The sequence below is a fragment of the Prevotella scopos JCM 17725 genome, assembly GCF_018127785.1.
Lineage (GTDB): Bacteria > Bacteroidota > Bacteroidia > Bacteroidales > Bacteroidaceae > Prevotella > Prevotella scopos.
Genome location: NZ_CP072390.1, coordinates 1114119 through 1133992, shown reverse-complemented (window position 1 = coordinate 1133992; position 19874 = coordinate 1114119). Strand labels below are relative to the sequence as shown.

Sequence of the window (19874 nt, the reverse complement as noted above, 5' to 3'; positions counted from 1 at the left end):
ACATACAAGGTTCTTGATAATAATAGACAATCTTTGTAATATCAAATAAATGTATAAGAAGATTTCTAAGTTTAAGACTAGGTGTTCTATCGCTTCAATCATTGTCTTTGTACTTTTTCTTTCTGGTGCTTTACAAGTTCATGCGAAGTGTTTTATCATTGACCCTATCCCTAACAGCTATCGTCTTACGGATAAGGAGATAACAGAGCGTATCCGCTATGGTGTTCTCAGTATTTGTAAGAAGAGTAAGGTTCCTATCATTGTGTCAGAAAGCTATCCGCAGGCTGATATCTATAGGCCTTTTGCTTTGTTTACAGATAATATATTGCAAGTGAGTTAGCCCTCTGCACCATTGGTGTTTATGCTCTGCACTAATGGTGTTGGGCATTAGCTCGATGAGTACAGAGGGTAAGAATGGTTGATAAATCTTATTATTGTAAGTTATAAAAAGCTACAAACCGATAGTCTAAAAATACTTAAAACATACCTGCAAACTTAAAAGTATCAAAGAATAATACTATATTTGTATCGTCCGTCGTTGATTGACTTTGAATGAATCTGGCTATCATAAGATTACAAACTAACATAAACAACAATGCTACGAAAAATCATTTTTACCCTTACGATGTGCTTTATGGTGTTAAGTGCATGGTGTTCTGGAGGAAACAAGAAGGTACGTGTAGGCGTATTTGAAGGTAATGGCGGTGCACAGACGTGCATCTGGGAGGCCATTGCGGCTGTGCAGTTAGACCCTGATATGACAGCTCGTACGATCACTACAAGCGATATTGCTAATGGTGTCTTGAATGAACTGGATGCTATTATCATTCCTGGTGGAGGAGGGACAACGCAATATATGAATCTTGGTGAAGAGAACGTAAAGCGTATCAATAACTTTATTCGCTCAGGAAAGGGAGCCGTTGGTATCTGCGCTGGTGCTTACCTTTTCACAGATACGCCTAAATATGCTTGTATGCGCATCAATGGTGCTAAGGCAATCGATATTGAACACGATAATCGTGGGCATGGTATATCCGCCTTTTCACTCACTAATGAGGGCAAGAAGCTCTTCCCAGAACTTGCAGATAGGGGAAAATCGTATGTTATGTATTATGAAGGTCCGGTGCTCGTAAAGAGTGATAGTGTTCCTCTTCCTTATACTACGATGGCAATTATGGAGACGGACGTACATGAGGAAGGCAACGCTCCGACAAATATGACTAATAATCGTCCGTTTTTTATCGCCAATGAACTCGGTAAAGGACGTGTCTTTAGCAGCATTGCACATCCAGAGGCAACACCGGGGATGATGTGGATGATACCACGTATGGTACGTTGGACTCTCCACATGCCTATCGTTGCTTACTCGTCAAGAGTTGTCAATCCTAACCTATATAATAAGGAGATACTTATGACAAAAGCCGACTTAAAGAAGGAGCGTGGCTATTATAGTACCTTCCTTTATGGTACTGCTGACGAGAAGGTTGCAGCACTTGACTGGCTGCAAGCATGTCGTTCGTGGGATGCGAAACGATGGGTGCAAGGACTGCTCTTTGATGATAATGCAAAAGTTAGAGTGCGTGCAGCCCGCTTCATATCAGAAACCGACTATCTGCCTTTCCTTAAGGACCTTGAAGTAGCCTGTAAGGCAGAGCGTGACTCACAAGTGAAAAAGCAGCTTCAGAAGTATCTTGATAGTTTGAAATCACTCCTTCCAATGTGTAAGTAATATTCTTATTAGTTTTCGAACGATAGCAATATAGAAAGAGGCAGTATCAAAAATGCTTTGATACTGCCTCTTTTCTAATTCTTTTCATACCCCTATTGAGAGTATACGAGTGGACCTGGTGGGAGTCGAACCCACGTCCGCACAAGGAAACCATACGCTTTCTACACGTTTATTCCAGACTTTGGTTTTCGTATGTCGGCAAGACCTAGACCACCAACCGACATCTTATCCTCTAAAATTTCATCAGTGCAGCGAGGCATACACTGACTATTTCCGATTGAACCTGCATCGCTTACTCTCCGGATTCGGAACAACATCCTCGGAGCGATGTCTCGTCCAACTATCTAATAGTCGGATAAAGCCAGTAACCTACTGTACTTCGGTTAGGCAGCGAGAGCGTAATTGTTTTCGCCAATTAAATTTTCGATAACTGAGATTTAGGAGCCAGTCAACGATGCTCCGCGTGCTTACGTACCATCTCGTCTTGCCGTCAAATCCAAACAAGCCCATAGTACTATGAGGATTTTTATAGGTTTAAGGAGACGTAAATCATCCTTATTTTCCTATTATTTCCTCTTCTGTTTCCACTGAATCAGACTGCAAATATAAGGAGAGTTCACGAAACTACCAAATCTTTAAGTACTTTTCTGCTTAATTTCATAGATAATTGCCCTCTGTCTGAATTTTGTTGTAACTTTGCAAGCACAACGCATTAGCGATGAAGATACAAGACATACAGAAACTATACGCTATGCTGCCACAGGCAGGAGCGATACAGAAGATACAGGAAGATAAGTCCGTAAAAACTATTTTCCTGAAAGGACTCGTGGCTTCAGCTGCTCCGATGTTCTTTGCATCAATAGCTGAACGATGGAAGACTACGACTGTTTTCGTGTTGAATGACAATGATGAAGCGGGTTATTTCTACAATGACCTTAAGACAATTGCTATGCCTGCTGATGGTGAAGGGAAGGTAGCGGAAGTGCTGTTTTTCCCTTCGTCTTATCGTCGTGCAGTGAAATATGGACAGCGTGATGCGGGTAATGAAATCCTGCGTACAGAGGTGTTGACACGTCTCTCCGCCCTTGCATCGGATACTGATAACGATCTTCCACTTTATATTGTCACTGAACCATCGGCGCTGTCAGAGCTTGTCGTATCTAAGAAGCAGTTGGATGAACAACGATTGTCATTGAACGTTGACCAACATATTGATATTGTAGAGGTAGAAAAGACCTTGCGTTCCTTTGGTTTTACAGAGACAGATTATGTCTATGAGCCTGGACAATTTGCCGTACGTGGTAGTATTATAGATGTCTATTCCTTCTCAAATGAACTTCCATTCCGTGTTGACTTCTTTGGCGATGATATTGAAACCATTCGCTCATTTGAGGTTGAGACACAGCTGTCAAACGAGAAATTGAAGCGTATTGAGATTGTACCAGAACTGGCTACAGCCTCAGAAGAGAAGGTACCTTTCCTACAGTTCCTACCTGGTGACGCAATGTTAGCTTTTAAGGATTTCCTTTATGTGCGTGATGCTATTGACAATATCTATCATGAAGGGTTTACGAATCAAGCACTGGCGGAGAAATTAGAGGGTAAGACAGAAGTTGAGCAGTGCGAATTAGAGCAGGCTTTCCGTAAGGAGGGTCAGCTTGTTCCTGCTTCACGATGGATGAATGATGCGTTAGACTTCCGTCGGATAGAGTTTGGAGTCAATCATTCAATCACTGATCAAGCAAAGAAAAAAGATGGTTCACGAGCTACGATAACTTTTAGTACATCACCACAACCACTCTTTCATAAGAACTTCGACTTGCTGTCTAAGACGCTTCGCGACTATCTTTTACAAGGATATAAACTCTATATCTTTGCTGATAGTGAGAAACAGACTGTACGTTTGAGGGATATCTTCGATTCATTGTCAGATACGAAGGTATCACCCGAATCAGAAAATCTATCTGTAGCCGAACTGTCTGGAGAGGGTAAGGATGCGACGGTAGAAACTTTACCTTTCACGCCAGTCAATAGAACACTACATGAAGGTTTTGTTGATAGTACGTTGAAAGTATGTTTCTTTACCGATCATCAGATTTTTGACCGTTTCCATAAGTATAACCTTAAGTCTGACAAGGCTCGTCAAGGTAAGATGGCTTTGACGATGAAGGAGTTGCAGGAGATGGAACCAGGTGACTTCTTAGTGCACGTAGACTTTGGAATAGGTAAGTTTGCCGGTCTGGTGCGTGTACCTGCTGGTGACTCTTATCAAGAGATGATACGTCTTGTTTATCAGCATAATGATATTGTCGATGTATCTATTCACTCGCTTTATAAGATTAGTAAGTATCGGCGTGGTGACAGTGGTGAACCACCACGATTGTCTGTTCTTGGCTCAGGTGCTTGGGATCGTTTGAAAGAAAGGGCGAAGAAGCGTATTAAGGATATTGCGCGCGATCTCATAAAACTCTATGCTAAGCGACGTCGTGAAAAGGGATTTGCCTTCTCTCCCGACTCCTTTATGCAGCATGAATTGGAGGCTTCATTCCTTTATGAGGATACTCCTGACCAGTTAAAGGCAACACAAGAACTCAAACAGGACATGGAAAGTGCACGCCCAATGGACCGCCTGGTTTGTGGTGACGTGGGCTTTGGTAAGACAGAAGTGGCTATACGTGCTGCTTTCAAGGCTGCTGTGGATAATAAGCAGGTGGCTGTGCTTGTGCCAACGACTGTATTAGCTTTCCAGCATTACCAGACTTTCAAGAAGCGATTGAAGGATATGCCAGTGCGTGTTGACTATCTCTCACGTGCTCGTAGTACCAAACAAACTAAACAGGTATTGGAGGATTTGGCAGAGGGAAAGATAGATATTCTTGTTGGTACGCATAAGTTGATAGGGAAATCGGTGAAGTGGCATGACCTCGGACTACTTATTATTGATGAAGAACAGAAGTTTGGTGTGTCGACAAAGGAGAAACTCAGACAGCTAAAAACAAATGTTGACACCCTTACGATGTCGGCAACGCCAATTCCACGTACGCTCCAGTTCTCACTGATGGGTGCACGCGATATGAGCATTATGCGTACACCACCGCCTAATCGTTATCCTATTCAGACCGAGATAGCTTCTTTCTCACATGAAGTGATAGCAGATGCTATCAACTTTGAGATGAGCCGTAACGGACAGGTTTATTTCGTTAACGATCGCATTAGTAACCTTCCTGAGATAGCAAAGCTTATCAAGAAGTACGTGCCTGATTGTCGTATTGCTATCGGTCACGGTCAGATGAAGCCTGAGGAGTTGGAGGAGATAGTTATGGGCTTTATGAACTATGACTATGATGTGTTGCTTTCAACAACGATTGTTGAGAACGGTATTGATATTTCTAATGCCAACACCATCATTATCAATGATGCCCATCGGTTCGGACTCTCCGACTTGCATCAGATGCGTGGGCGTGTAGGACGTTCTAATAAAAAGGCTTTCTGTTATCTTCTTGCACCACCTCTGGCAGCCCTGAACCCAGAGGCACGCCGCCGTTTAGAAGCTTTGGAGACTTTCTCCGACCTTGGCAGTGGTTTTAATCTTGCCATGCAAGACCTTGATATTCGTGGTGCGGGTAATCTCTTAGGCTCTGAGCAGAGTGGATTTATGGAGGATTTAGGATATGAAACCTATCAAAAAATCCTCAATCAGGCTGTGATGGAACTGAAAAACGATGAGTTCCAGGACCTTTATGCAGAGGAAATGGAAGACGGAAAGCAGATTTCGGGTGACGACTTTATTGATGATTGTGCCGTAGAGAGTGACCTTGAAATGTACTTCCCTGATAATTACGTGCCAGGTAGTTCTGAGCGTATGCTGCTTTATCGTGAGCTGGATAATATAGAAAAAGATGAAGATCTCGATGCCTATCGTAAGCGTTTGCAAGACCGTTTTGGTCCTGTTCCACGACAAGGTGAGGAACTGATGCAGGTCGTTGCACTTCGTCGTGTGGGTAAGCGATTGGGTTGTGAGAAGATTATTCTCAAGCAGGGACGTATGCAGATGCAGTTTGTTTCTAATCCAAATAGCGTTTACTATCAGAGTGAAGCCTTTGATAAGGTACTCAACTATATCGGTTATCATCCCCGCCGTTGCAATTTGAAGGAGCGAAATGGTAAGCGTTCAATGGTTGTAAGCGATGTTGCGATGGTAGGAGAGGGTGTAATGGTGTTGCGTGATATTGAACATCCTCGGTCATAACTATTGACAGAGGGTTGTTTTATCGTTCACTCTCTCACTATTTTATAAACCCTATTATGGGGTTGAATGACTGCGACTTTAAGAGTTTGGTAACCTATAGGTTATATGCTATTTGCCACTGAGTCCAAATTATTATCATGAAAATAAATATTTATTCTCATGATAATAATTATTTTTTTTCACGATAATAATTCTTTCTTTTCATGAACATAATTCATTGAAAGCTTCCTTGTTGAATTTAAGAGAAGGTGGAATCAATGATAGATTTTATTTCTTTATTTATTAGTTAACGCCAAATCTTAATATTTCTGTACATTTATTGATATCGTATGTAAATATATCCGATTATGTCGTTTCCGTTATGTAAACAATAATAAAAGCACGGAAAAACTTGCAAAAGTCATAAATGATGCTTAAATTTGCGTACATTAGAAAATCAATAAATAAAGAATTATGATTAAGAAATATGTAGAAGAGAATAAAGACAGAATGCTCGAGGAGTTGTTCAGTCTGATACGCATACCAAGCGTAAGTGCACAACCTGCTCATAAGGAGGACATGGTACGCTGTGCTGAACGTTGGAAGGAATTGCTGCTTGAGGCAGGTGTTGACAAAGCTGAGGTGATGCCATCAAAGGGTAATCCAATGGTTTATGCAGAGAGAATGGTTGACCCTAATGCGAAGACTGTATTGGTTTATGGTCACTATGACGTGATGCCAGCAGAGCCATTTGAGCTTTGGAAGACTGAACCATTTGAGCCTGTTGTTAAGGACGGTCATATCTGGGCACGTGGTGCTGATGATGATAAGGGGCAGTCATTCATGCAGGCAAAGGCATTCGAGTATCTTAACAAGAATGACTTGTTGAAGCATAATATGAAGTTCATCTTTGAAGGTGAGGAAGAGATTGGTTCTGGTAGCCTCGGCCCATTCATTGAGGAGCATAAGGAACTCTTAGCTTGCGATGTAATCCTCGTTTCAGATACTGGTCTTATCGGTCCTGATACACCTTCTATTACAACAGGTCTGCGTGGTTTGTCTTATTGGCAGATTGAGGTGACTGGTCCTAACCGTGACCTTCACTCAGGAACATTCGGTGGTGCTGTGGCTAATCCTATCAATGTCCTTTGTAAGTTGATAGCAGACGTAACTGGTCCTGATGGTAAGATTCGCATCCCTGGCTTCTACGATGATGTTGAAGAGGCTTCTGCTGAGGAGCGCAAGTTAGTTGCTTCTATTCCTTTCGATGAGGAGGAATATAAGAAGTCCCTCGGCGTGAAGGCACTCTTTGGTGAGGAAGGTTACAGCACAATTGAGCGCACTGGTTATCGTCCAACATTCGATGTATGTGGTATTTGGGGTGGTTACACAGGTGATGGTGCGAAGACTGTTATTCCATCAAAGGCATACGCAAAGCTCTCTTCTCGTCTTGTTCCACATCAGGATCATACAAAGATTAGCCAGTTGGTAGTAGATTATTTTAATAGTGTTGCTCCTGATTATGTTACAGTGAAGGTAGAGAAGCATCATGGTGGCCATGGTTATGTCTGTCCTATTGACTTCCCAGCTTATAAGGCTGCTGAGCGTGGCTTTGAGGCTGTATTCGGTAAGCGTCCATTACCAGTACGTATTGGTGGTAGTATTCCAATTATCTCTACCTTTGAGAAGCTGCTCGGTGTGAAGACTGTTCTCATGGGCTTTGGTTTGGAGTCAAATGCTATCCACTCTCCAAACGAAAACATGCCAGTTGACCTTTGGTTGAAGGGTATTGAGACAATCACCCACTTCCACCTTGAGTACGATAAGGAAGCATAAGTTTGAGATTATGACACAATAAGCTGTGTCAAGAAATAGTAACAAAGGAACGTTGTTCTCTGTAGTAGCAGACTTTTTTATCTAAAGGCTTTTATTGCAGGGAATGATGTTCCTTTTAGTTTTTATTAAAACATGGTGTACATACACGTTGGTTGTGTTGGTAGGAATGGACTGGAATAAAACAGAATAGACTGTGTCAAAATAAAGTAGAGAAAGGCAGTCCTCTATAGTAATAGTCTCATTTAAGTGAGTTTAGTGATGATAAAATATTTTTTTAATTCATATTATTATGATTAAACATCTATACATTATAGCATCTTTAATGTTATTTCTCTTTGTGGGATGTACAAAGGAAGAAGACGTAGATGGTGACTACAAGTATGTTAAGACAGATACGGTAAGCGTATTATCACATAAAGAAGACTACTTCTATCCCGGTACATCTATTAGATCGAAAAATAAAGGCTACGTCATAGTTGATAAAGATATGAGAAAATCTGTTGTATTTCATATTGATGGATTTGATAGTATCTATGAAGAAGGACACGAATACCTTATCATAGTAAAAATATACGGTCCACGTTATGAGATGCAAGATTTGTATGAATATAGATACAAGTTTGTTAGTTTAATTAGTAAAAAGTGACGATGTCATATCAACTGTGTCAACGGCTAACACAATAAACTCATATAACCGCTGTTATATCAGCATACTTAGATTTAGCAAATGACACAAGACGAGTACGCCGAGATGTTGTCTCAGGCAAAAGAACAGTTCAAACAAGGTACTCCTTTGTTTGGTAAGGATGGTGCATTCCATCGTGTATTGGAAGATTTCCTCAATTCAGCTCTCGAGTGTGAGATGGACTCTCACCTTTATAACACTAAGACATCCACAAAGATTAATCGCCGTAACGGCAAGATGTCCAAGGAGGTTCAGACAGAGTATGGTCCTGTAGAAATAGATACTCCACGTGACAGAGAAGGGAGTTTTACCCCTGAGATTATCAAAAAACGACAGACGATATTAGCAGAAGGTTTGTCCGATAAGATTATCAGTCTTTATGCTACAGGTCAGAGCATGTCTGACATAAGTAAGTTCCTTGAAGAGAACTATGGTACCAAGATATCCAAAGAGACAATAAGTAACATTACGGACAAGGTCTGGCCTGAGATAAAAGCCTGGCGCACACGCTCTTTGGAAGAAGTCTATCCGATAGTTTGGATGGATGCTATCCATTACAAGGCACATGACGACACGGGTGCTACAACATCTCGTGCAATATATAATGTCATTGGTGTTGACAAGGAAGGACATAAAGATCTTCTGGGTATGTATGTATCTCATAGCGAGGGCGCTAACTTCTGGCTCAGCGTACTTACAGACCTTCAAAACAGAGGTGTCAAAGACATTCTTATAGCTTGTGTAGATGGCCTTACGGGCTTCCCAGATGCCATCCAGAGCGTATTTCCTAAGACGGATGTACAGCTATGTATTGTACATCAAATCCGTAACTCAGTGAAGTATGTCGCCAGCAAGAATCAGAAGGAGTTCCTAAAGGATTTGAAGATGGTTTATGCTGCACAAACTAAGGAGAAAGCAGAGATAGAACTCGATAATTTGGAGAAAAAGTGGGGTAAGCAATATCCTATCGTCATCAAGTCGTGGCGTGACAAGTGGGATAACCTCTCACACTATTTTGACTATACGGAACCTATCAGACGTATCATGTATACTACCAACATTGTAGAAGGTTATCATCGTCAGATACGTAAGGTAACAAAGACAAAGGGAGTTTTCCCAACTGACGAAGCTCTCTTCAAACTCGTATATCTTGCCTATCGTAACATCAAAAAGAAATGGACTCAGCCATTGCGAAACTGGGGCCAGACAGCCCAACAGTTCGCTATAAAGTTTGGCGACCGCTTCCAATTATTATAGGTTCATGAAGTTAGGCATCCGGAAATTAGGCAGTTCAAAAATACTGTCGTATCTTTGCAACACCAAGAGAAGATGCGATGGTTTATACCACCAGCAAATTAAAAATCAGGCTGGGCATCGAGCCCAGCCTGATTTTACCAAGAGAAAGACTGCTCCGGTTTGCCCATCAGCATTCCTCATGCTCCTAAAGAAATGAAGCCAATGACACAGTTCTGATGACGTACCCTAAAAAGTAAATTAAACTTGAACCTCCCGTATTTACTTTCTAATGTTTCTATACAATTGATTTGTACTACCATAGTTTCCAACCTGTTTAAAGACAAAGTCACTTGTGTAAATAGTAACAGCCATGACCTTAGTAGGTCATGGCTGTTACTGTTATTTGGTATAAATCTTAGTTCTTTATCTTAGGATACTTTCTGAACCAACCATCCATACGGAGTCGGATGACACCGAAGAATGCTTCTGAAAAGATACCACCACTCATCTTACTGGTTCCTTCACGGCGATTGACAAAGATGACCGGGACTTCTTTAATCTTAAAACCTATCTTGTAGGCAGTGTACTTCATTTCTATTTGGAAGGCGTAGCCTTTGAAGCGAATCTGATCTAGTGGGATTGTTTCAAGAACACGACGACGATAACAAACGAAGCCCGCAGTAGTATCATGCACGTGGAAACCTGTTACGATACGTACATATTTACTCGCAAAATAGCTCATCAATACACGTCCAATAGGCCAATTAACAACGTTTACGCCACTAACATAACGTGAACCAACTGCAACGTCGTAACCCTCGTCGTGGGTTGCAGCATAGAGACGAGGGAGGTCATTAGGGTCATGACTGAAGTCGGCATCCATCTCAAAGATGTAGTCGTAGTCATGCTCCAATGCCCATTTGAAGCCTGTGATATAGGCTGTACCTAAACCTAGTTTTCCTGAACGCTCAATGATAAAGAGACGATCAGAGAACTCTGTCTTTATCAGATTATGTACGATTTGAGCTGTACCATCAGGGCTGCCATCATCAATGATTAGAATATGAAAAAACTTCTCCAACAGAAATACCGCTCGGATAATCTTCTCAATATTCTCCTTTTCGTTGTATGTCGGTATAATTACAATGCTATCGCTTGTCATAGATTTTTGTTTTTTGCAAAAGTAGTATATTTACCTGAAAGTAACAAAAATATCAGGCGGTTTCAATAATTAAATGTTTCCTTGATAGTAAATTGTTTCTGCCCATTCGGGTATCTCGCTTGTGTATTGCTTTATTACCTCTCCTTCAGACATACGGAAAAGTAATTTAGCATCCTCGTTAGTGATAGAATTGTCGTAAACGTATGCCCTATCTGCAATTTTTGATGCAATAGCACAGTTTATAATTGAGCGATTGTATCGTGATATAATTTTGGTAATGGGAACATCGTGTCCACCCTCCAAAACTCGTTTAGCTATTCTTGAAGCATTAATTGTAGGAGAAGATGTTGAAACAAAGAATAAGCGTATAAAAAAACCTGCGTCTTTTGCTCGTTTTATGTAATCTATCTTAGACTCAACTGATAAAACAGTTTCAAATATAATACTTTGTTTCTTCTCTAAACACTCTTCTCTTAAGCGCTCAGAATAATCAACAGCCTTCATAATAGCCTCATGAGAGTTCCAGTCGCCAAATTTCTCTTGTGCTATAATATCAGGATTAATGTATATAGCATTCTCCATCCATTCATGATGTAGAATTCGAGAGGTAATAGTCGTCTTACCAGACCCATTAGGTCCAGCAATAACTATAAGAACTGGGCGATGATTTTCATTTATCATAGAGAAGTTATTGGGTTGGAAATATTTTTATTATTCCATTCCTTTAATCTTTTGGCAGCTTCTTTACGAAGTTGAGAGAATAGTTGTTGGTGAGCTTTCTCGTTTCTTTCCTTAGCTATTGCAGCAGCCTCACGCATAAGTTGTGAAAGGACCTCGTCAGAAGGCTCTTCAACGCCCGTCAGTTTATATGTATCAATCGTTTGTTTACTCATAATGATTCTTTTATACTGATAGGACAAATGTAGTATAAAAATATGATACTGACAAGTTTTTGTCTGTTTTTATTGGTCTGGATTCTCTACGTAGCCTTGATATTCGGGCGTGAGACCAGCCATAACAGAGTCGTAAGCTTCATTCATGGCTGCCTTTTCAAATTCTGTGCCTTTTCCTTTAGGGAAGATAGGCTTGTGAATGGTCAGACAGAGTGGGTGCCAGTGAGGGAAATGCCAGTCTTTAGTGCGAGGCATCACGTCGAAGGAGCCATTGATGGTAAGTGGACAAACAGGTAACTGAAGCTCGTCTGCAAGCATGAAGGCGCCACGACGGAACTTGCCCATGTGCCCTGTAAAGCTACGTGCACCTTCAGGAAAAACGACAACCGACATTCCGCCACTAAGGGTCTCACGTGCTGTGTCGTAAGTCTTTTTGATTTTGCTTGCGCCACTCTTATCCACAAAGATGTGGTGGGCTTTCTCACAAGCCAGTCCCACCAATGGAATCTTACGAATAGCTTTTTTCATCATCCATTTGAAGTTACGACCGAGGAAGCCGTATATAAGGAAGATGTCAAAAGCCCCTTGGTGGTTGCTGACAAAGACATAACTCTGCTTTGGGTCAATGTTCTCGCGTCCTTCAATCTTTACAGGGAGGAAGAGCATTCGGATAGTGAACCATGACCACCATTTACCAGGATAATAACCCCAGAAATGTCCATTCCCCAATTGACTACCTACAGTTGTTGTTAAAGCAGTAAGTACTGAGGCAATGATAAAGAGAGGTAAGAAGATGAAGAGTGTATAAAGCTTATACAGACCATTGATTATCTGCATTACAAATGAATGTTGTTCTTTCTTCTGAGATGTAGGATTGCTCATAGATGTATTCTTTTTATACTATTTCTTTGTATGTAGTGTTACCACCGTTATTTCATTCGGCATGTTGAGACGGAAGGGTACAAGGCCTCCTAATCCTGCTGTGACATAAAGATAACGTCTGTTTTGTTCATAAAGTCCATAGTCTTCTTTCTGTCTTAAACTTGTTGGACGCCATCCGAAAAGTTGCATCTGTCCGCCATGTGTATGTCCACTGAGTGTCAGTTGTGCCGTAGTCTTTGGGAGTATTGAGCGTTCCCACGCTGAGGGATCATGCTGTAGCATAATCACAAATGCATTAGGCGCAATACCGCTGGTTGCCTTTCTGTAGTCAGAATAGTTTGGGAAAGGTGGTTTACCATCATTCTCTGTCCCACATATATAAATAGACTCCTTTGTAGGTGATGTGATGCGAGTGTTCTGATTACGTAGGAGGGTCCATCCTAAGACTTTCTCTTCAGCTACTATCAAACGAGCTTCTTGTGCAGCTTTCTCCTTCGCATTGCCCTTGATATATTCCGTATAATCATGATTTCCTAAAACGGAGATCGTTCCTTTCATCGGTTGGCGAATGACGTGTGACATTTTCTCTACCTCCTCTGGGCGTATATTCTGTAAATCACCCGTAAAGCAGATGAGGTTAGGTTTCTGCTTTTCAATACTATCCATCTCTGCTTTCAAAATCTTACTGCGCCATCCATTGAAGGTTCCTAGGTGTAAATCAGATACGTGTACAATTCGATAACCATCGAAAGACTTTGGTAAATCCTTGAAATAGAGGTCAATGTGCTTTACTCTTATGTTAGAGACACCAGATGTAAGACCATAAACAAATGTCCCAAAGGCAAAGCAACCCAAGAGAATTCCTATATAATGTCCCCAGTTCCGATTAGTGCAAATGATGTATTTGTGTACTATCGTACCTATGAATGAGGTGAGAGCGAAGATTGCTTTAGGGCCGACGAACATTCCAAGAAGAAATAGATAAGTGTTCAGCCAGGTGAGGTTGTCAGGTGCAAAGTTGCGAATGGATGCCATAGCGCAGGTGTAAACAACCATAACTATGGTAGGAAGCCACCAAAGCAGGCGTTTCCACCATGCTATTTGGTAACGCTTACGGAAATAGTGGATGTCGATGTAGAGGTCGGACAGCACTATTGTTAATATAAGATATATGACGATTCTGGCTATCATTTCTTTAAAAGAGAAGAAGCAAGATACTTCTTTAAAGTCTCAACAGGCTGCTTGCGCCGGTGAGCGTAATCTTCTAGTTGTTCGTTATCAATCTTGCCTAAATCGAAGTAACGGCTTTGTGGATGCGCAAACATAAAGCCTGAGACACTTGCGTGTGGTACCATCATTCCACTTTCTGTAAGTTTAATGCCAATTCCCTTCATATCTAATAAATCATATAAAAGGAAGTTTACACTTGTATCAGGGATAGAAGGATAGCCTACAGCAGGTCGTATGCCTTGGTATTTCTCTGCAAAAATCTCCATTAAGGTGAGGTGCTCATCTGGCGCATACCCCCAAAGTTTTTTACGAACATCTTTGTGGAACTTCTCTGCTGTTGCCTCAGCTAATCGGTCAGCTATGGTTTGGGAGAGCATACGTTGGTAGGGATCTTCCTCATTATTCTCGGTAAAGTTAGCATCAACAGAAGTGGCAAAGAGACCTATTGCATCCTTGATACCCGAAGAAGCAGGGCGTATGAAATCAGCTAGGCAGAGGTTAGGTTTGCCCGGAATAACTTTCTGCTGACGTAACATTGGGACACGCATGCCATTGACGATGATGTCATCGCCTTCACTATTGGCTTCGCATAGGGCAAAGACAGCACGTGTGTGGTATTTCCCTTCCATACCAGCCAACATCTGTTCAGCTTCATTGCGTAACTCTAGTTGTGCATCTTTTGCCTTACCATTCATTGACCACGCATAGAAGAAGAATGCCCAGTTAATGTAAGGAGAGACGTCGCTGATATTGTATGTTACTATTTTACTTTTGTTATCTACTTTGTTTTCGTTCATTATGACTTATTTTTCATTTCTGAAAGTTATCCTTTCACCACGTATTGTGTCGTCAAACTTCCCATTGTTTAGTAGGTGGTGACCATTACAGAAGGTGTGTAATACACGCCATTGATAGGTATGTCCCATCATAGGGCTCCACTTACATTTACTCTGAATACAATCTTCGTTTACAGTCCAAGGTTGTTGAGGTGAGACGATAGTGATATCTGCTTTATATCCTTCACGTAAGAAGCCTCGTTGGTCAATGTGGAAGAGACGAGCGGGTGCGTGTGACATGAGTTCGACCAGCCGTTCTATTGTCAGAATACCTTCATCAACTAACTCGAGCATCGTAACAAGTGAGAACTGAATCATCGGCATACCTGATGCTGCCTTAGCGCATCCACCTTGCTTCTGTGCCAACAGGTGAGGAGCATGGTCGGTACCTATTATTGTGATTCGCCCGTCGGTTAGTGCTTGCCGAATAGCTGTTCTGTCAGCAATCGTTTTGACAGAAGGGTTACACTTTATGAGTGCTTTCTTCGTAAGGTAATCCTCATTTGAGAAGGCAATGTGTGCAATGACAGCTTCTAAGGTAATCCTTCCTTCGTCTTCAGACTGATTAGCTAAAGAGAGTTCCTTGGCAGTAGAGATATGAGCTATATGAAGGTGTGTCTTATATTTTCTGGCTAACTCCACAGCCAATGACGAAGATGCCCAGCAAGCTTCATTACTACGTATCTCCCAATGATGTGTAATATCTGGGTCGTCGCCAAACTGTTCTTTGGCAACTTTCATATTCTCGTTGATAATACCAGAATCCTCACAGTGTGTCATCACTGGTAGATTCAATTCTGCAGCAGTACGGAAAGTCATTTCTAATGCTTCTCGTCGATCAACAAGCATATTCCCTGTTGAGGCTCCCATAAAGAGTTTTATACCAGGAATAGAGTGGGTATCCAACTGCGGGAATAGTTTATAGTTTGTGTTGGTAGCACCGATAAAGAAGCTATAATTCACATGGCTTGAGTGTTTGGCACGTTGCCATTTATCATGTAAAGCCTCTAATGTCGTCGTTTGTGGATTAGTGTTTGGCATTTCAAAGTAAGAGGTGACACCACCATAGGCAGCTGCACGGCTCTCACTATCAATGTCAGCCTTCTCTGTTAGTCCTGGCTCGCGAAAGTGAACATGGTCGTCAATGACACCTGGTAAAACAAAGCACCCCGTGGCATTGACGACTTCGTCAAATATACCACGGGGAGTTTCGTTATTCTTTATAATCTCTTTGATACAATCATCCTCTATAATGAGCGAACCAATAAAGCTTCGCCCTTCGTTGACGATTGTTCCGCCTTGAATGAGTTTCCTCATGTTTTTTTACTGTTAGGGGGTTGTTTATTTTCCATTCTGAGGTGATACATAAGAGCGTATGTGAGTCTCAGAAGAAGATGGGCAATTCTTTAAACAAAGAATACCGAACAAGAAGAAGTGTAAGGTTTTACTTTGGAATGGAGTCGCCTGCCATCTGTGCTGGAGTTGGAGGAGCTACTGCGGCATTTGGAGTTGTTCCTGCAGCATCAGCTAAGCCCGCTGGGTCAACCATTCCATTCATTTCCTTTTGTGCTTGTTGGAAGTTTTTATAGAATTCTTTTATCTGAGTATTTTGCTTAAACGTATCTGTCGCCTTGCTCATAATATACTCTATCCATGATGGTAACTGATTAATAGCATTGGAATACATATAATCATTCATCCAAACAGGATAAGCATTAGGGGTTGTTTCATAACTGATACGAGTAAGGAAACACCATGGACCAAGAATGTTATTGAAATTCTCTGTGATGAACTTTGTAAAGAGTTTATCGCCTTTGTCATATACGCCTAAAGCTTTCTTGATAAGTTGAGCATTAACCGTTTCTTCATCCTGGCCATTCATGATGGCTGCACTCTCCTCATGATCAATCTCTGCATATTGATTGCGAAGCTGAATGAACTTCGTCCAGAAATAATTTAGTTTATCATTCAATGGAGTTCCACTGACACGTTGCTGTGTGTTGTCTAACTTCATTGTGATATCTCCCTTCTCAATGACAACAGGGAACTGAAGGTTTATGTCATCCATGAAAATCTGTGCAATCTTCGTAGAGTCAACTGTTCCATGGAAAGCAAACTGACCATGAACTACATCACATGAATCTAAGTCAATTAGCGAGTCAGATTGGTCTGTTTTCAAATACAACTTCCTTCCGTCCAGACTTGATACGTTGGAGCTTCCTTGTATGTTGAATGAGTTGGCACATGAAGTAAACGCTAACAGCGTTAAGAGTGCATAGAGGATCTTATTCATAGATAACTAAACGGGTTATATTTCTTTTCTGACAAAATTACATTCTATAATTGAAGCCGAGAAACTTTTTCATTCAAATTAAAACTATCTGTAAACTTTTAGCTTTTTTTAGGTTCTTGAACTTCGCTTTCTTTTTTTAGTTCGTAGCTGATACGATGAGTTGTATACATCTCAATGATAGCAGAAATGAGAAGAAGAATAACCCAATTGTGATGAAAGATGTTTACATAACTATCATAACTATCTAACGAGCCTGCAAACAGAGGACGAAGAAAATGATAAGAATCTTCCACCATAAAGAATCCAGCAAGGATGAATCCACAACCTGCTAGAGACATGATTTTGCACAAGCGGCGAATAGTAAGTGAAGTGCCAAAATAACGCTGTCGTGACTGCATGAGTGCAAATGCAATGGAACCAACAAGCATAAGCCAACATGCTATAGGCTGAATCAATAAAAAGGCGTAGAAACCTGCACCTGCAACCATTATGATTCCTCCCAAAAGGTAAATGATAGATTGGAGTTTATTCAGTTGTTTCATTTTTTGCAGTGTTTTCTGTTTGATGCTCATCATCACTCAGCACAAAGATATCTTCATTGTCAGCTTTCATAAAGTAGCGCTCACGAGCCACTCTTGCTACAGCCTTGGGATCTGTCTTTAGTTCCTTAAGCACTTGTGTGTCATGCTTATATTGAGTATCGTAATTTTGGATTTCAGTTTTTAGGTCTTCAATCTGATAAGCATACTCTATACGTTTCATAAAGCTGTTCTCATCCAATACGCCTACAATGAGTACGCCTAAGATAATGACGATATGAAACTTAAATCGACTGAAAAAATTGTAAATATGTCCGGTAATCTTACTCACTTCTTTACATTAATTTTTTGCAAAAGTAAGGAAAAGATTGCACACTGGGGCATGATACATCTATATTTTTAGCAAATTAACAATTTAATTCTTTCTACCTTCCTCCTCTTCTCTTAACTTTTATTACCTTTGCATATACAATTAGATTTTCAAAAATATGGATGAATATATTGTCTCGGCGCGCAAGTACCGTCCGATGTCCTTTGATTCTGTCGTAGGACAACAGGCGTTAACTACCACGCTAAAGAATGCTGTGAAGAGTGGTAAACTAGCTCATGCTTACCTTTTCTGCGGTCCACGAGGTGTGGGTAAGACAACTTGTGCTCGTATCTTTGCCAAGGCTATTAACTGCGAACATCCAACGGCTGATGGTGAGGCTTGTAACGAATGTGAGAGTTGTAAAGCGTTTGGAGAAGGACGAAGTTATAATATCTTCGAGTTAGATGCCGCCAGCAATAACTCTGTTGAGAATATCAAGTCATTGATGGAGCAAACACGAATCCCGCCTCAGGTAGGGCGTTATAAGGTCTTTATCATTGATGAGGTTCACATGCTCTCTACTGCAGCTTTCAATGCTTTCCTTAAGACGTTGGAGGAACCACCTGCACATGTTATCTTCATCCTTGCAACAACTGAGAAACATAAGATTCTTCCAACGATTCTTTCTCGTTGTCAGATCTACGACTTCGAACGTATGACAGTCCCCAACATCATCAACCATCTTAAAAGTGTTGCTGAGAAGGAGAACATACAGTATGACGAAGAGGCGCTAAACGTTATAGCAGAGAAAGCTGATGGTGGAATGCGTGATGCACTCTCAATCTTCGACCAAGCGGCTAGCTTTTCTCAAGGAAATATCACTTATCAGAAGGTGATAGAGGACTTGAATGTACTCGATGCTGAGAATTATTTCAATATCATCGACCTGGCTTTAGAAAATAAAGTTAGTGAGATTATGGTGCTCCTAAATACGATTATCAATAAGGGTTTTGATGGTGGGCACCTTATCAACGGACTGGCCTCTCATGTTCGTAACGTGTTGATGGCAAAGGATGCTCAGACCCTCCCTTTGCTTGAGGTTAGCGAACAATTGCGCAATCGTTATCAGCAGCAGGCACAGAAAAGTCCTGTCAACTTCCTCTATACGGCATTGCAGATTATGAATCGCTGTGATGTGGAATATCGGCAGAGTTCTAACAAGCGTTTGTTAGTTGAGTTGACGCTCATCCAAGTGGCACAGATTACGCAGAAGGATGATGATGTCCCAGCCTCGGGGCGTAGCCCTAAACGATTAAAAACCCTGTTCAAGAATCTTATTCTGAAGGCTCAACAGAAACCGACTCCGCAGGTGGTCGGGAGCCTGAAACGTGATGATAATGACACTGCTCGTGGCTCTAATGATGTTGGGACAGTGTCTGTTGAGGTTGTGTCATCGTCTGTAAAAGCAATTACTGAAACCTCTGTTGAACGTTCTTACGCAAAGATATCGTCATCTCTTCCGAAGTCTGTGAACCTCGGCTCATTGTCAATGTCGTTCGATAATCTGATAAAAACCGATAAGAAACGAAAGCAGGAAGAAGAAGTTGAAATTACCAATAAGGACGAAAAAGAAGGATTTTCACAGCAAGATCTTGTTGTGAGTTGGCGAGCTATGTGCTCACGTATGCCTGAGAAGATGCAAGCGTTGGCACAACGTATGAAGAATATTACGCCTACTATCACAGAATATCCCGCAATCTTGGTACTTGCTGATAATAACATTCAGCTCAAAGAGATGCGAGCGATTAAGTCGCGTATCCGTGCTACCTTGGCAAATGAGCTACACAATGGACAAATAGAGGTAGAGATTCGTCTCGCCAAACATGAAGAGATTAAGCCAATGCTTACGCCACGTGAGTCGTTTGATAAACTAATGCAAACGAATCAACCTGCAAAGAAGCTTGTAGAAACGTTAGGGTTGTGTTTAGATTAAGTTCAAGTAGAATAGAATTTTC

Annotated in this window: 17 protein-coding genes and 1 other RNA gene; 7 read left to right on the top strand and 11 right to left on the bottom strand. The window is 41.3% G+C overall.

Annotated elements, in window-relative coordinates:
- Positions 1 to 49 precede the first annotated feature (49 nt).
- Both J4856_RS10155 and J4856_RS10150 read left to right on the top strand, forming a co-directional pair.
- On the top strand, positions 50 to 340 hold the full coding sequence (locus tag J4856_RS10155) for an SGNH/GDSL hydrolase family protein (RefSeq protein ID WP_025839869.1): 291 nt from the start codon (positions 50 to 52) through the stop codon (positions 338 to 340).
- 255 nt (positions 341 to 595) lie between these two features.
- A complete protein-coding gene (locus J4856_RS10150; RefSeq protein WP_025839868.1) occupies positions 596 to 1729 on the top strand; it encodes a BPL-N domain-containing protein in 1134 nt (377 codons plus the stop codon).
- Positions 1730 to 1836: 107 nt separating this feature from the next.
- Here the strand turns inward: J4856_RS10150 and ssrA are convergent.
- Positions 1837 to 2237: a transfer-messenger RNA gene (ssrA, locus tag J4856_RS10145) on the bottom strand.
- A gap of 210 nt (positions 2238 to 2447) precedes the next feature.
- Between ssrA and mfd the strand changes: the two genes are divergently transcribed.
- The 4 genes from mfd to J4856_RS10125 all read left to right on the top strand — a co-directional run bounded on the left by mfd (position 2448) and on the right by J4856_RS10125 (position 9735).
- Positions 2448 to 5978, top strand: a complete 3531-nt coding sequence (gene mfd, locus J4856_RS10140) for a transcription-repair coupling factor (protein ID WP_025839867.1) — start codon at positions 2448 to 2450, stop codon at positions 5976 to 5978.
- A gap of 453 nt (positions 5979 to 6431) precedes the next feature.
- Entirely contained in the window at positions 6432 to 7793 is a 1362-nt protein-coding gene (locus J4856_RS10135) for a dipeptidase (protein WP_025839866.1), read from the top strand.
- A 289-nt stretch (positions 7794 to 8082) separates the two neighbouring features.
- Entirely contained in the window at positions 8083 to 8439 is a 357-nt protein-coding gene (locus tag J4856_RS10130; protein WP_044081298.1) for a hypothetical protein, read from the top strand.
- Between the two features lie 105 nt (positions 8440 to 8544).
- The gene (locus J4856_RS10125) at positions 8545 to 9735 is read left to right on the top strand and encodes an IS256 family transposase (RefSeq protein ID WP_428842427.1); all 1191 of its coding nucleotides are present in this window, start codon (positions 8545 to 8547) and stop codon (positions 9733 to 9735) included.
- A 394-nt stretch (positions 9736 to 10129) separates the two neighbouring features.
- Here J4856_RS10125 and J4856_RS10120 read toward each other — a convergent pair whose 3' ends face one another.
- The 10 genes from J4856_RS10120 to J4856_RS10075 all read right to left on the bottom strand — a co-directional run bounded on the left by J4856_RS10120 (position 10130) and on the right by J4856_RS10075 (position 17880).
- Entirely contained in the window at positions 10130 to 10876 is a 747-nt protein-coding gene (locus tag J4856_RS10120; protein WP_025838237.1) for a polyprenol monophosphomannose synthase, read from the bottom strand.
- A 69-nt stretch (positions 10877 to 10945) separates the two neighbouring features.
- Positions 10946 to 11557 carry an ATPase gene (locus tag J4856_RS10115; protein WP_065367751.1) on the bottom strand — a complete coding sequence of 204 codons (612 nt, stop codon included), beginning with the start codon at positions 11555 to 11557 and terminating at the stop codon, positions 10946 to 10948.
- The gene (locus J4856_RS10110) at positions 11554 to 11769 is read right to left on the bottom strand and encodes a hypothetical protein (protein WP_025838234.1); all 216 of its coding nucleotides are present in this window, start codon (positions 11767 to 11769) and stop codon (positions 11554 to 11556) included. Before J4856_RS10110 ends, J4856_RS10115 begins: the two co-directional genes overlap by 4 nt.
- 69 nt (positions 11770 to 11838) lie before the next feature.
- Entirely contained in the window at positions 11839 to 12651 is an 813-nt protein-coding gene (locus J4856_RS10105; protein WP_025838232.1) for a lysophospholipid acyltransferase family protein, read from the bottom strand.
- Between the two features lie 18 nt (positions 12652 to 12669).
- Positions 12670 to 13842: a metallophosphoesterase gene (locus tag J4856_RS10100; protein WP_025838229.1), complete on the bottom strand. Its 1173-nt coding sequence runs from the start codon at positions 13840 to 13842 to the stop codon at positions 12670 to 12672.
- The gene (locus J4856_RS10095) at positions 13839 to 14678 is read right to left on the bottom strand and encodes a vitamin B12 dependent-methionine synthase activation domain-containing protein (RefSeq protein WP_025838226.1); all 840 of its coding nucleotides are present in this window, start codon (positions 14676 to 14678) and stop codon (positions 13839 to 13841) included. The genes J4856_RS10100 and J4856_RS10095 overlap by 4 nt, the downstream gene beginning before the upstream one ends.
- A 6-nt stretch (positions 14679 to 14684) precedes the next feature.
- Positions 14685 to 16034 carry a dihydroorotase gene (locus tag J4856_RS10090; RefSeq protein WP_065367752.1) on the bottom strand — a complete coding sequence of 450 codons (1350 nt, stop codon included), beginning with the start codon at positions 16032 to 16034 and terminating at the stop codon, positions 14685 to 14687.
- Positions 16035 to 16161: 127 nt separating this feature from the next.
- Positions 16162 to 17010 (bottom strand): DUF4369 domain-containing protein, encoded by an 849-nt coding sequence (locus J4856_RS10085; protein WP_025838224.1) that lies wholly within the window; start codon positions 17008 to 17010, stop codon positions 16162 to 16164.
- A gap of 98 nt (positions 17011 to 17108) precedes the next feature.
- Positions 17109 to 17552: a hypothetical protein gene (locus tag J4856_RS10080; RefSeq protein WP_025838223.1), complete on the bottom strand. Its 444-nt coding sequence runs from the start codon at positions 17550 to 17552 to the stop codon at positions 17109 to 17111.
- Entirely contained in the window at positions 17536 to 17880 is a 345-nt protein-coding gene (locus J4856_RS10075; RefSeq protein WP_025838220.1) for an FtsB family cell division protein, read from the bottom strand. The genes J4856_RS10080 and J4856_RS10075 overlap by 17 nt, the downstream gene beginning before the upstream one ends.
- 157 nt (positions 17881 to 18037) lie before the next feature.
- Between J4856_RS10075 and J4856_RS10070 the strand changes: the two genes are divergently transcribed.
- Entirely contained in the window at positions 18038 to 19852 is a 1815-nt protein-coding gene (locus J4856_RS10070; RefSeq protein WP_025838218.1) for a DNA polymerase III subunit gamma/tau, read from the top strand.
- Positions 19853 to 19874: the final 22 nt, after the last annotated feature.